Raw genomic sequence first — 13,874 nt, forward strand, 5'->3', positions numbered from 1 at the left:
AACAGCTCCTTAAGAGATTAATTCTGATTCATATATACCGCTTTACCCGTCCGTGATGATTCATAAATAGCTTCCAGAATTTCCGATACGACACAAGCCTGCTCTGGCGTTACGACCGGCTCCAGATCTTGATCGATGGCTTCAATCCATCTTCTCATCTCGATATCGGCATCACTTTCCTGTTTGCCCGCATAGAAAGCAACGCCGCCTGCTTTCAGGTCGACTTCATTCGTATACAACCGGCTGTACTTCTCTCCGTTTATACGCAGTCCTCCCTTCATGTCCGCACCTGCCTCCGTGCCGCTCAAGCTGCACTTCGCCTCGTCCACTTCCAGGGAATTCAGCGCCCAGCTGGCTTCCAGTGTTACGGTTGCACCGTTCTCCATCACGATCATGCCAAAAGCGGAGTCTTCCACGGTGAATTTTTCCGGATCCCACGGTCCCCATGCATTCGCGGCATTCTCTTTCTTGGAAAGCTCATGATATTTCGTTCCTAAAACCACTCTTGGTTTATAATTATTCATCATCCATAGCGTCAAATCAAGTGCATGGGTTCCGATGTCGATCAAAGGACCACCGCCCTGCTTTTCTTCATCCAAGAATACGCCCCATGTAGGTACTGCTCTTCTGCGGATTGCATGTGCTTTTGCATAATAAATATCCCCAAGTTCGCCTTCTTCACACAGCTTTTTCAGGTACAGGCTGTCCGGTCTGTAACGGTTGTTGTAACCGATGGTCAGCTTCTTGCCGCTTTTCTTGGCAGCTTCCACCATTTCACGTGCGTCGGCAGCTGTTTTAGCCATCGGCTTTTCACACATCACATGCTTATCTGCTTCCAGGGATGCAATGGAAATTTCGGCATGAGAATCATTGGGTGTGAGTACATGAACAATGTCAATACTGCTGTCCTTCAACAATTCGTGATAGTCACTGTAGACTTTAGCCTCAGCACTGCCAAACTTGGATGCAGCTTCCTCTGCGCGGCTTTCCACGATATCGCAAAACGCGACCAGTTCAACGTTATCCAGCTTGCTTAAGCTTGGCAGATGTTTTCCGTTCGCGATTCCGCCACAGCCGATAATTCCGATACGATATACTTTACTCATGTTGATCATCCTCACTTTTTATAGGTTTAGTTTTATAGTTGCGATACGCTCCGGGTGTCATCCCGAACCGTTTACGAAACACAGCATGCAAATATGTCGCATTCGTGAAGCCTTCCAGTGCAGCAATCTGATCAATCGGCATGAGACTGTCCTCAAGTCGTTGACAGACGGCTTCCAGGCGAATGTCTTCCAATACCTTGCTGAAGGAGCTTTCGGGATTCATTTGCCGGAACACCCGCTGCAGCTGGCGGGGGCTGATGCTCAGCTTCTCTGCTACATTATCCAGCGTCAGGCTGGCCGCGTGATTCGCCTTCATATAATGAACCGCGTATTGATAGCGATATGAGAGCATATCCCGCACCGGTGCCTCTACACGAATGCCGTCGGAATCGTAAGCTCGGGCCGTTCGAAGCAAAATGTTGATCACCTGATGCTTGATCGACGTATAGTAGCCTGTATATTTTCCATCACAAACCTTATAGGCCTCCAGAAAACAAGCCATTGCACTATGAGTATCATACGCCGGCTTGAGCGGCAGGTTAGTCAGTTTCTCCATGCATTCTTCCGCTTCCGCAGCTTCCCAGGGATCGGCATCTTCGTTAGATGCTTTCGTGATGTCTACGTGCAGGCACAGCTCATCCATAGCTTCCCGATCATCTGCTTCCTGATAGTGCATCACCCCAGGACCGGTCAAATACATCATACCTTCTGACAGCGTATACGCCCGGTCTTCCAGAATCACTTTGCCCTTGCCCCGCGGAATATAGTGAAATTCGAATTCGGCGTGGTTATGGAAATCCATAATGCGGCCCGGCGGAAACGAAGTCAGATGAAATCGAAGCACATGGATCTCATAGTTTCCCCATCGTATCCGAATGTCGAGCCTCTCCAGCATATCCTGCTTCTCAAACATGATACTGTATGGAAACGAAGCCCCCTGTTTCAGATGCTCCATGGAATCATTAAACGCTCAGCTCGGTTAATGTGACTACACGCTTTTCAGCAGCTGAGATGTTGGAAGCTTCCATTAAGCGGGTCAGCTCAACCGCAGCGTCTACGTTTTCGGTAGCGTCTGTCCCACGCTGTACGTGCCCCACCCACTGGTGGAATGCACTTTCACGGTTCTCAGGAAGTGATACTTCCTTCCACTCGGAGTACTCTTCGCTGAGATTGCTTTTCAGCAGCAGTTTACTCTCAGGCGTCCCGTAAAGCAGAGTGCCATCTGTGCCGTGAACTTCCACGGTAAACGGAGAATGGCTGTTCACAAAACCTGCTTCAACTACACCGACCGCACCGGATCCGGTTTGGAGTGTTACTGCAGCGTTATCTTCCACCTCTTTGCCTGTAACATAGCCGAAGCTGGCGCTGACACCGGTAATGGATTCACCCAGGAACAGACGGGTCAAGTACATTGGATGGCATCCCAGGTCAATCAATGCACCGCCTTGACATTCTTCCAGACTGAAGAAGTGATCCGGGAGCCAGCCAGCAATTCCACCATTATGGGACAAGCGGGCTCTAACGTATGTAATTTTTCCGAGCAGACCTTGCTGCAGCACGTCCTGGATGGCCAGTGTGTAGCCGTCATTCAGCCGTGGTAAAGAAACTGTGAGCTTTACACCCTGCTCTGCAATCACGGAGAGGATTTCGTTTACCTCTGCCAGTGTGGATGCAATCACTTTTTCCGTGAAAATATGTTTGCCTGCACGTGCCGCAGCGATCATAACATCCTTGTGCATGTTCGTTGGTGCATCGACAATAACACCCTGTATCTCTTTGAGAGCCAGCATGTCGTCCAGGTTTTCGTAAAAAGGTACGCCCTGCTTTTCTGCAGCTTGTCGGCCGCGCTCCGGATTTTCATCCCAGACAGCCGCAATTTCTGTATCCGTATGCTCCTGTGCCTGCTTCGTATAGTCCCATGCATGTACGTGCCAATAGCTGATTTTACCGATTTTAATGGTCAATGAATTGGACCTCCATTACTATAAATTCGTGACAACCACTTATAAGGTATCACATCATTCATTATTTTTTTAGTAGAACTATGCGACAACATCTATATAATATCACGACATCCATGAATGTTTATTTGAAACTAAATAGAAAGCGGATGAAAACATTTCACCGGCGTGATGCTAAACATTTGGATGAATCACCCAATCGAATACGCTGCTGCCTCGATATGATATATAAGTTCCATGAAAAGGGAGGCTGACGATTGAATCGTTCAATAAGAAAATCAGACCATAATCGCTGGAAGTCCAAACGGGACGGGAGCCATAAAGATATTGAAGCTCGGGAACCTCTGTGTAGAGCATCACGAAAGGATAAAAAAGAAAATAAAAAAACTCGTAAACGGCCTCATTCTTCACGACCAGATTGCAGACTCCCCAAGGGACAAGCTGGAATTCCCGGTGTCCAACAGCCGGCCGGACCTTCAGCTTTGCCTGGACCACCAGGGCTGGCTGGACCGCAAGGTCTGCAGGGCATTATGGGCAGCCGCGGATTAACAGGCGAACCCGGACCGCAGGGATCTAATGGCCTAACGGGCCCACCGGGAGCAGATGGTCCTGCGGGACCTCCCGGGCCGCCGGGGGCAGATGGTCCTGCGGGACCTCCCGGGCCGCCGGGGGCAGATGGTCCTGCCGGACCTTCCGGACCGCCGGGAGCAGATGGTGCTGCTGGACCTTCTGGGCCGCCGGGAGCAGATGGTGCTGCCGGGCCTGCTGGTCCAACGGGACCAGCAGGTCTCAATGGAGCCGGGGCCATCATTCCCTTTGCTTCCGGCTTCCCTCCGGTGCTATTCACCCTTGCAAATGGATTACCCGATACCGTAGCCATCTCAGGTTTCGGTTTTTCCAGCCCTCTTGTGCTCCAAGGTGGTCTCGTAGTGCTTCTAAACTCGGGGTTTCAATTCGCTTTTAATATCCCGCGTGCGGGTACCATTACAGATATTTCTGCTTCATTTAGTGTCGCAGAAAATATTGCGCTAGATGGAGCGATTGTGTCCATCACCGCACGGTTATATCGCGGACTGCCAGACAGCAACACATTCTCACCCGATCCAATTGCGTTTACCATACTCGGGCCGCTGACCGGTGATGTAACTCTAGGCACCGTTGTTACCGGGAGCACGAATGGGATTGTTGTTCCAACTACTGTCAATGAGAGGCTTCTTATGGTGTTTTCAATCAGCGCAGTGGAATCAGAAGATGTTATTTCATTAGCTGGTTTCGCAAGTGCAGGGATCAATATCAATTAACTAAATGGACTGTAATATGCAAAAAGAGAGCCGTTATTATGACGGCTCCCTTTCATACTGTGACTGCCCCGGAATAGCCTGAACAGTTTGTCGTACATTCTAAATTATAACTTCGCTTCAACCGGCTTTTTCCACAAGCCCAGCACCAGACCCGATACAATCGAACCGATAAGGACAGCAAGCAGGAAGAGCAGCGCGTGGTTAGCCAAAGCAGCTACAAAAATCCCGCCATGCGGTGCGGGCACATTGATGCTCCACAGCTGCGTCAACCCGCCGGCAACAGCCGAACCTAGAATACAGGAGGTGAGCACACGCAGCGGATCTGCGGCCGCAAACGGAATCGCACCTTCTGTAATGAATGAAAGCCCCATCACATAGTTTGTAATCCCGGACTTTTGTTCCTGTTCCGTAAATTTGTTCTTAAAGAATGTGGTTGACAGTGCAATCGCCAGCGGAGGAACCATACCGCCTGCCATAACCGCTGCCATCCAGGCACCATCTGTGTTCCCGCTGGACGTAAAGACACCGATCGCAAAAGTATATGCCGCCTTGTTAAAAGGGCCGCCCATATCGATGGCCATCATTCCGCCCAGAACGAGACCCAGAAGAATCGCATTCCCTGTTCCAAGATTGTTCAGAACATCGATCAAGCCGGTATTGATCCAGCTGAAGAACGGTCCAAAGAGATAAAACATTACCGCACCGGTAATCAATAGACCAAGTACCGGGTACAACAGAATCGGCTTCAAGCCGTCCAGCGCTTTCGGCAGGCCTTTAAGAGCCCTGCGCAGGAAGATCACAACATAACCGGCAAGGAAACCGGCAGCCAGACCGCCAAGGAAACCCGAATTGGAGTTCAGCGCCAGCAAACCGCCGACCATACCAGGCATTAATGCAGGCCGATCACCAATACTCAGTGCGATAAAACCGGCCAGGACCGGAATGAGGAAATGAAAAGCTCCGTCTCCGCCGCCAATCGTCTGCAGCAGCTGCACGATAGGATGATCCGTTCCAGCAATCTGCTCCAGCAGAAAAGAAACGGCCAGCAGGATGCCGCCGCCTACCACGAATGGCAGCATGTGTGAGATCCCGCTCATCAGATCCTTATAGATCTTGCTTCCGACACTGCCCTTTCCTTCTGCCTTATCTGAAGAACCTGCTCCACCTTGACTGCGGTAAATAGGTGCATCTCCAGCCGCCGCTTTCGTGATCAGTTCTTCGGATTTACGGATGCCGTCACTTACAGGACGCTGCAGAACAGGCTTGCCGTCAAACCGTGCCATTTCGACGTTTTTGTCTGCTGCTACGATGACACCAGCTGCACGCCGGATTTCATCCTCGGTCAGGACATTGCTCGCCCCTTCCGATCCGTTCGTCTCCACCCGGATATCAACGCCCATGGCCTGTGCTTTTTTCTTCAGGGCATCTTCAGCCATAAAGGTATGGGCAATACCGGTAGGACATGCTGTAATGGCTACGACAAAAGGCTTCTCCTTACTTCCTGCTGCAGCCCCATCCCGTGATGAAGCTTCTGCAGAAGATACAGTTTGTTCTCCTGCCTTCTGTGCTGCTTTGGCCTGCTTGGCAGCCTCTTTCTTCCGCTTCGCTTCTTCTTCCTCTTCCTGCTTGGCATCAAATAATGCCGTAACCTCCTGCGGTGTTCTGGTATCCATCAGCTTCTGGATAAAGTCTGCATCAATCAAAAGACGGGAAAGCGCAGCAAGTGTCTTCATATGCATGCTGCCTGCCCCTTCCGGTGCTGCGATCATGAAGAACAGGTACGCAGGCTCCTCGTCCAGTGCTTCAAAATCAACGCCTTTGCTGCTTTTGGCAAAAACGACGGTCGGCTCATTCACGGCTCCGGTTTTCGCATGAGGCATCGCGATACCTCCACCAATACCCGTACTGGATTCACCTTCCCGCTTCCATATCATTTCTTTAAATAATTCAGGGTCATTGATTCGTCCACTGGCTGACAGACTCTCAATTAACTCGTTGATGGCTCCATCCTTCGTCACGGCCTGCAGATCCATGATCATGACATCCTGGATCATCAAATCTGTAATTCTCATTGCTGACACTCCTTTATTATCATTCTGTACTATAGCTCCTGAATGGATACCTGCGGCAGCAGTCTCTGGATCTGCTCCCGGCTTGCCAGATCATCGGCGAATGCCGTCGCACTTCCGCAAGCAACACCGGTGCTGAACGCTTCCAGCAGATCACCGGTCAGTGCCAGACTTCCGACAAATCCGCCAACCATTGAGTCACCTGCACCAACCGAGTTCCTCACCTTGCCTTTAGGAACAGAGGCATGGTATACCTTATCGCCGGTAAGCAGCAGAGCACCTTCGCCTGCCATCGATATCAGTACATGCTGAGCTCCCTGCTCCATTAGCTTCTGTCCGTACATAATCAGATGCTCCCGGGACTCAATGACGACGTCAAACAACTCCGCCAGCTCATGATGATTCGGTTTGATCAGCAAAGGCTTGCTGGGCAGCGCGTTCAGCAGTGCCTGTCCTGTCGTATCCATGACGAACTGCGCACCCTTGGCACGGCAGATGCCAATACAGCGGCTGTAGAAATCCGTGCCCAGAGAAGGCGGGGCACTTCCTGACAGCACCACAATATCTTCCGGTGTCAGCAGTACCGAGAGTTTATCCAGCAGCTGCTTTGCTTCTTCATCGCTGATCTCGGGACCCTGTCCGTTAATTTCGGTTTCATCACCGTGTTTTAATTTGATGTTAATACGTGTATCCTGCTGGATCCCAACAAAATCGGTTGTCATATCTTCTTCCTTCAGCCGGTCCTCAATAAACCGTCCAGTGAATCCGCCCAGGAAACCAATGGCGGTATTGTCCGCACCAAGCTGATGGAGAATCCGGGATACGTTAATACCTTTACCTCCCGGAAACTTCATATCCCGCTTCATTCGGTTCAGTCCACCAAGCTGAATATCCTCGACCTCCACGATATAGTCGATGGAAGGGTTTAGGGTTACTGTATATATCATTTGGATCCCTCAATTATTTTAGTTTTAGATGATAACTGTTCCAGCCACAGCTCTGTTAATGACTCTGTAATGAGCACCGCCTCATGCAGATCCAGAAGTTTGGCAAAAGCAACCTCACCGAATTTGCTGGAATCTGCCAGTACATAACTGACACTGGACAGCTGATGAGCCCGTCTTTTAACAAGTGCTTCTTCCGGGTCTGGAGTAGTATACCCCATTTCGGCATCTACACCATTGCTTCCCAGAAAACAGCGGTCAAAACGAAAGTTATCCATATTTTGAAGCGCAATGCTGCCAATGACAGCACGAGTACGAATCTTCATCTTTCCACCCAGCAGATAGCTGTTAATCTGCTTACTGACCAATGCTTCAATATGGGACAGACCGTTGGTCACCACGGTAACATGTCTGGCTTGTATAAAAGGAATCATTGCCAGCGTTGTGGTACCTGCATCAAGATAGATGTTCTCCCCATCCTGCACCTGTTCTGCTGCCAGACGGGCAATCCTGTTCTTTTCCTGAACGTTTTTTAATGTTTTTTCTTCCAAGCCAGGCTCCTGTGCTTTCTCCCCAGGCAGTGATGCCCCGCCATGAATCCGTCTTAACAGACCCTGCTCTTCGAGATCAACCAGGTCACGACGAACGGTAGATTCCGAAGCTCCCAGCAGTTCAACCAGTTCCTGCAGCTTTACTACCCCGCGCATTTGTAAGCGCTCTATTATTAATCGGTATCGTTCTTCTGTCAGCATTGAAATCGCCTCCACCATTATGTTACCACAAAATCATTCAAAAACAATCATTTTTAATCAAAAACTTTCAAAATTTCAATGATGCAGACGCAAAAAAACCGCTGTTTACACAGCGGTTCAGATTGCCGGATCATCGGACAAGCCGTTTCTTTCGTTACAATGTAACTATCTATTTTCGACGTTCGGCAGAGAACCAGTTATAGAAGTTCCTTCTTTCGTAATGAGGTATTCCATAATTTCTCCGCTCCAAAAATGAAACTTCAGCTGGACCGTTCCTTCCTCAAGCTCATCAAGAAATGCTCTAGTAAGTTTAATCTTCTGGGTCTCATATAGCGGTACGAAACAATGGCCGAACTCTTTGTATGAGGTCCAGTCACTCGGCCCTGCATGCCTTCCATCTGAATACATGGCTTTCATAGTCGCAAGGACATCGCCATTAAATTCGGTTGGTATGAGAAGCTCCTCAATAGATCCGGGAGCCTGTTGCAATTCCGGCGGATCATAGGATATGATGTGAAACTTCCAGTCTGCTCCACTGCTGAATTTTGCAGTCAAGACGGCTTGTTCCCCGTAGGAATCCTGCTGGACTCGCTGCAGCAGTTCGGCCTTGATGGTGAGCATACTACCCTCCAAAGCATAGTCTTTCCCCTCTTTAAGTGCAGCACCATCAAGATTCAGACTCTGGAACCTGCTGCCGTTTAGATGAAGGTTAATCAGCGAATCCTGTATTTTCTCATCTTTCCGAATAAAAATATTGTCGGTTTCGGCGTTTGCAGATCTCCCCTTAAAACCTGCTTTTATCACGGCATATAGATCTTCATCAGCCCACTTCAAGCCCCGTCTATCCAAATGCTGTCCGTTATCCCACAGCATCATCGTAAACCGCTTTTCATTGGCATAATGATTCACAAATTCAAAATACTTCAGCTTCTCCCCCTGCTGAATCGTCCCCAGAAATTTATCAAATCCCAGCAGCCCGTACTCTCCAACAATGACCGGAATTCCGTCGGCTTCAAACCGCTTATATGTACGGTCAAAGGTCTCTGTCACATCCCTTCGTACCGTATCATCGAAGGTTGTGCTTCCAAGATTCACACTGAACGGATAGTAACCGTAATAATGGATCGTAGCGATCAGCTTGTTATCATTCAGCTTTTTGATATTATCGTACAATGCGTCTAATCTCGCCTGAGATGCGGAAGCTGTTATGCCCGGAATTACGAGAGGTCTCATGGTGTTGTTACCGCCAGAACGGCGGACTATCTGATGGAATGAAGTATTCAGTTCCTCCAGCATGGTGAAATACTGTGGTTGGTCCCTGTTCCAATCTTCATCAAAACGGGGCTCATTAATACTTTCAAACATCAGCTTACTGGAGTGGTTCTTGAAATGGCCGGAAATCTGGGTCCACAGCGCCTGATATCGAGCCATCACCTCATCATGATTGCTTTCCATATGTTTGATCCATTCACCTGAATCATGATGCAAATTGATCATTACATATAAACCTTCATCCAATGACCAGTCTACGACCTCTTCAATCCGATCCAGAAAGACCGGGTCAATGAGGTAATCCGGTGCATTTCCGACCCGATGGTCCCAGGTGACGGGAATTCGAATGCTTTTAAATCCCTGGCCTGCAATGTGATGGATCAGTTCACGGGTGGTGGCCGGATTTCCCCATGATGTTTCCCCACCTGTCGCATCAAAGGTATTCCCCAAATTCCATCCAGGCTGCATATCTTCAACATAGGCCTGTATATCCAGTTCCTCTGTCGGTTGGGCAGATAACCAGGACGATACAATCAAAGCACCCACGATTAGAACGACAGCCAGCGCAGACAAGGAGACCATCCATCGTATTCTAGTTTTATACATAACATTCTCCTAACATTATATTCCTTTTTCAATTAGTATAATTTAACTTTTTTATTCCATCTATAACAAATTTCAAGTTTCATGCTCAAAAATTACACCTAATGAGAGGGCACTTCGTCATCGCTGTTCGAAAATCACGGTCCAAAAGCATGCATCACTTAAAATGGGCCGTCCCAAAAGATCCTTGATCTTGAGGGGCGGCCCATTTTTGCTTGTTGTGAGTCTATTTTACTTGCTATGTGAAAACGAATGACTATGCTCTTTTCGTTCCTGCTTCTGACCTTGAGAGTGTAAATACAATTCCTGATAAACGCCTCCCCGTTCGATGAGATGCTCATGCGTCCCCTGCTCCACAATACGGCCTTTGCTCATGACCAGAATCCGGTCTGCGTCCATAATCGTGGAGAGCCGATGTGCGATAACCAGTGTTGTGCGTCCTTCGGAAACAAGCTGAAGGGCATTTTGGATTAGCTGCTCGGTATGGGAATCGAGATTGGCTGTCGCCTCGTCGAGAATAAGGATTTTAGGCTGGAACACAATAATTCTGGCAAAAGAAATCAGCTGCCGTTCCCCGGCGGACAATCCGCTTCCCCGTTCTGACAGCAGGGTATCATAGCCATCACTCATCTTCTGGATTAAAGGATCTGCGCCAATAAATTCACAAGCCTGGATCACGCTCTCTCGTGATATGGTCTCATCAAACATTCGTACATTATCCAGTACGCTCCCCGAATAAAGATATGGTTCCTGCTGAACAAGACCGACGATACGGTTTAGATCAGCTTGTGCCAAACTCCTGATATCATGTCCGTCCAGCTCAATATTTCCCTGCTGAACATCATAAAACCGGCACAGCAGACTAATGAGTGAGCTTTTACCCGCTCCCGTCGTCCCGACAATACCAATCCATTCACCGGGGCGGATATGCAGATCCAGATCCTTGATCACAGGCTGTCCGGCAGCATAGCCAAAAGTCACGCTGTTGAAGTCAACACGCCCCTTAACCTCGGAAGGCTTGAGATGTTCCGGTTTTGAAGAATCCTGAATTTCAGGCTGGATCGCAAAAATATTCCAGATTCTATTGATGGCCACCGTCGCAGACTGCAGTGTATTCCACTGCTGGGTAATCGTATTGATCGGCTGAAAAAACAGTCGGATATACGTAATAAATGCATACAGTACGCCAAATTCCAGGGTTGTGCCCAATACCGCCTGTCCTCCCAGCCATGTGACAAATGCAATCGCCAGGTTATTTAAAATTTCAAACGACCGGTTAAACAGGACATTGGTCCGAACTTCACGGATATTGGCACGGAAATAAGAGTCATTCTTCTCCCGAAATTGCCGCTTCTGCTCTGCCTGCTGATGAAATACCTGAATCAGGTTCATGCCCGATAAATTTTCAGCGGTAAAGGCTACCAGCCGGGAAAGACGTGTCCGGGCCATCTGATACGTGCGGCGCATATAGGATCGGAAAGCAATCGTGATCCCGGCAATGATCGGCAGCAGGAGAAGACAGTACCATGTCAGCTCAGCATCCAGCTGAAACATCAAAAACAAAATAAAGATCAGTGTGAATCCATCCCGGAACAAGCTCAGTATGACCTGATTGAAAAACTGGCTGATCGCTTCCGTGTCACTGGATACATGCGTAATCAGGCTGCCGCTCGGCACACGGTCGAAATAAGACATCGACAATTTGGAAATGTGAGCGAACAAGCGCTTGCGGATACTCGCGACAATGCTTTGTCCTGCTTTTTGAAGCAAATTATTCTGGAGATACGTAAAAAACATGCTGGACAGCGACAATACAAAATAAATTCCACAAATCACAAGCAGACCGCGGTAATCATTTACACCTGCGAGCAGATTATCATCGATTGCGACTTTTACCAGATAAGGCTGCATCAGCTCTGCCGTGATGGCCATGAGGGTACACCCGATAAATGCCGCGAACGTCAGCCGGTGCTCCTTCATATAACTCGACAATGCTTTAAATGTAGATATATATTTGGGCTTGCTTTGAGGTTCGTTCAGATCAGCCTTTTGGTCCATCTCCCAATTTCTAATGGCTTGTGCCATGCTGACGCCTCCCCTCTTCCTGAATATCATGCAGTGTCCGGTAAAGTCCTTCTTCGGACAGCAGCTCATCATGTGTTCCTGACTGAACAATTTCTCCCTCGTCCATCACGATGATCCGGTCGGCATGCTTCAGGGCACTGATCCGGTGGGCAATCATAATTGTCGTTTTCCCTTGCCGTATTTCTCGTACTGTTTCCATAATCTCGGTTTCAGTCACGGCATCCACCGCACTTACACTGTCATCCAGAATCAGAATCGGTGCGTCTTTAATGATACCTCTGGCCAAGCTGGTGCGCTGACGCTGACCGCCGGAAAGCGTAACGCCCCGTTCACCTAAACGCGTCTCAAACTGATCCGGAAAATCAATAATATTATCGTAGACGCGGGCCTGCTTTGCGGCTTCCTCTACCTCATTCAACTCTGAATCCCGTTTATAAAAAGCGATATTCTCACGAATCGTGGAGCTGAACAAGAACCCGTCCTGGGGAACATAGGCAATGCTTTCCCTGAGGCTTTCCAAAGACAGGCTGACAATATCTTTCCCGTTAATTTTTATCGTGCCTTCTGGCGGATTATAGGTTCTCAGAAGCAGCTTCATGAGCGTTGTTTTGCCGCTCCCGGTTCGCCCGATGATACCGAGCGTCGTTCCATACGGTACCTGGAAACTGATATCCCGAAGCGCATACCTTGTTTTTTCCGCGGTTCTTCCCTCTTTTTCATAAGAAAAAGAAAGATGCCTCACTGTGATGTCAGCCCGGGAAAAGTCTGGCTCGGCGGGATGTTCCACTTCCTTGATATCCGGCTCCTCTCCCAGCAGCGCATTTAACCGGTCAAGCGACGCGCGTGCCCGCTGCACGACATTAATCACGTTTCCGATCTGCTGCAGCGGGTTCATCAGCATGCGGACATACAGCGTCAAGGCCACAAAGCTGCCCACGGTAATCTGCCCCTGGATCGTAAGATATCCGCCAAAAGCCAGCGCGATGATCAGGGAAGATGCGCCCAAGAAAGGAATCAGTGCCTGAAAAAAAGAGGAGACCCTGACCAGATGAAGCTGCTTGTCTCGAATCATTTCTACCTTTTGAGCAAAACGTTTCTTCATCACTTCTTCTACCGCGAATTTTTTCGTGACTCGAATTCCGCCGAACTGTTCTTCGGCCGATTCCGTCATCGCGCCCAGCGCTTCTTGAACCTGCTTGGAACGTTTCCGAATAACGGGGCCAAGCCACACGACAATGACAGGAATAAGCAGCAGCGGAGCGATACACGAGATAACAAGCACCAGCGGAACCTGGCTCAGCAAAAGCATGACCACGGTAGACACCAGCAGAATCGTAGCATTCGCCGTCTGATTGACCCCCATGGAGATCGATTCCCTGACCGTTGTCACATCATTCATAAAGTAGCTGAGCAGCTTGCCTACACCGTTGCGGGAGTAATATCGTTCACTTAACCCTGTAAAATGAGTAAACAGCCTCCGGCGATTCATGAATTCAAAATACCTTCCTGTATACATGACCAAATACTGCCCCACGCCGCCGATCACCGCAAAACCGACACCGATCGCAAGCAGAATCCAGCTGTACTGAAGAATATCATCCGATGACAGCACTCCATCTTTCAGCTCATCTGTGAACTGGCCAAGCACACGAGGAAAATTCACATGGATGATATTAGCGATGAAATGACAGCTTATTGACAGCACATAAAACACCCAGGTTTTCCTGAAAAAATCTTTCAATATTCGCTGATTATCCAACCGACCTATCACTTCCTATACG

At 48.9% G+C, this 13,874-nt stretch carries 11 protein-coding genes; 1 reads left to right on the top strand and 10 read right to left on the bottom strand.

Annotation, left to right across the window (positions count from 1 at the left end):
- Positions 1–17: 17 nt before the first annotated feature.
- From HII30_RS02185 to HII30_RS02200, 4 genes are all read right to left on the bottom strand, one after another.
- The gene (locus tag HII30_RS02185; RefSeq protein ID WP_169503303.1) at positions 18–1,106 is read right to left on the bottom strand and encodes a Gfo/Idh/MocA family protein; all 1,089 of its coding nucleotides are present in this window, start codon (positions 1,104–1,106) and stop codon (positions 18–20) included.
- Complete coding sequence (locus HII30_RS02190) at positions 1,099–2,019, bottom strand: helix-turn-helix domain-containing protein (protein WP_246245960.1); 921 nt, start codon at positions 2,017–2,019, stop codon at positions 1,099–1,101. Before HII30_RS02190 ends, HII30_RS02185 begins: the two co-directional genes overlap by 8 nt.
- Positions 2,020–2,068: 49 nt before the next feature.
- Complete coding sequence (locus tag HII30_RS02195; protein ID WP_169503305.1) at positions 2,069–3,070, bottom strand: Gfo/Idh/MocA family protein; 1,002 nt, start codon at positions 3,068–3,070, stop codon at positions 2,069–2,071.
- 171 nt (positions 3,071–3,241) lie between these two features.
- On the bottom strand, positions 3,242–3,562 hold the full coding sequence (locus HII30_RS02200; RefSeq protein ID WP_169503306.1) for a hypothetical protein: 321 nt from the start codon (positions 3,560–3,562) through the stop codon (positions 3,242–3,244).
- Here HII30_RS02200 and HII30_RS02205 point away from each other — a divergent pair.
- Positions 3,550–4,368 (top strand): exosporium glycoprotein BclB-related protein, encoded by an 819-nt coding sequence (locus HII30_RS02205; protein ID WP_169503307.1) that lies wholly within the window; start codon positions 3,550–3,552, stop codon positions 4,366–4,368. The genes HII30_RS02200 and HII30_RS02205 overlap by 13 nt on opposite strands.
- Positions 4,369–4,472: 104 nt before the next feature.
- Here the strand turns inward: HII30_RS02205 and HII30_RS02210 are convergent, their stop codons facing one another.
- The 6 genes from HII30_RS02210 to HII30_RS02235 all read right to left on the bottom strand — a co-directional run bounded on the left by HII30_RS02210 (position 4,473) and on the right by HII30_RS02235 (position 13,852).
- Positions 4,473–6,440 carry a PTS fructose transporter subunit IIABC gene (locus HII30_RS02210; RefSeq protein ID WP_169503308.1) on the bottom strand — a complete coding sequence of 656 codons (1,968 nt, stop codon included), beginning with the start codon at positions 6,438–6,440 and terminating at the stop codon, positions 4,473–4,475.
- A gap of 29 nt (positions 6,441–6,469) precedes the next feature.
- Positions 6,470–7,384, bottom strand: coding sequence for a 1-phosphofructokinase (gene pfkB, locus HII30_RS02215; protein WP_169503309.1), 915 nt, complete (start codon positions 7,382–7,384; stop codon positions 6,470–6,472).
- On the bottom strand, positions 7,381–8,133 hold the full coding sequence (locus HII30_RS02220) for a DeoR/GlpR family DNA-binding transcription regulator (protein ID WP_169503310.1): 753 nt from the start codon (positions 8,131–8,133) through the stop codon (positions 7,381–7,383). Before HII30_RS02220 ends, pfkB begins: the two co-directional genes overlap by 4 nt.
- A gap of 165 nt (positions 8,134–8,298) precedes the next feature.
- Positions 8,299–10,011: a cellulase family glycosylhydrolase gene (locus HII30_RS02225; protein ID WP_211184389.1), complete on the bottom strand. Its 1,713-nt coding sequence runs from the start codon at positions 10,009–10,011 to the stop codon at positions 8,299–8,301.
- Between the two features lie 228 nt (positions 10,012–10,239).
- Positions 10,240–12,093 carry an ABC transporter ATP-binding protein gene (locus tag HII30_RS02230; protein ID WP_169503311.1) on the bottom strand — a complete coding sequence of 618 codons (1,854 nt, stop codon included), beginning with the start codon at positions 12,091–12,093 and terminating at the stop codon, positions 10,240–10,242.
- The gene (locus HII30_RS02235) at positions 12,077–13,852 is read right to left on the bottom strand and encodes an ABC transporter ATP-binding protein (RefSeq protein WP_169503312.1); all 1,776 of its coding nucleotides are present in this window, start codon (positions 13,850–13,852) and stop codon (positions 12,077–12,079) included. Before HII30_RS02235 ends, HII30_RS02230 begins: the two co-directional genes overlap by 17 nt.
- Between the last annotated feature and the right edge of the window lie 22 nt (positions 13,853–13,874).

This window comes from Paenibacillus lemnae (assembly GCF_012933385.1).
Classification (GTDB): domain Bacteria; phylum Bacillota; class Bacilli; order Paenibacillales; family Paenibacillaceae; genus Paenibacillus_AQ; species Paenibacillus_AQ lemnae.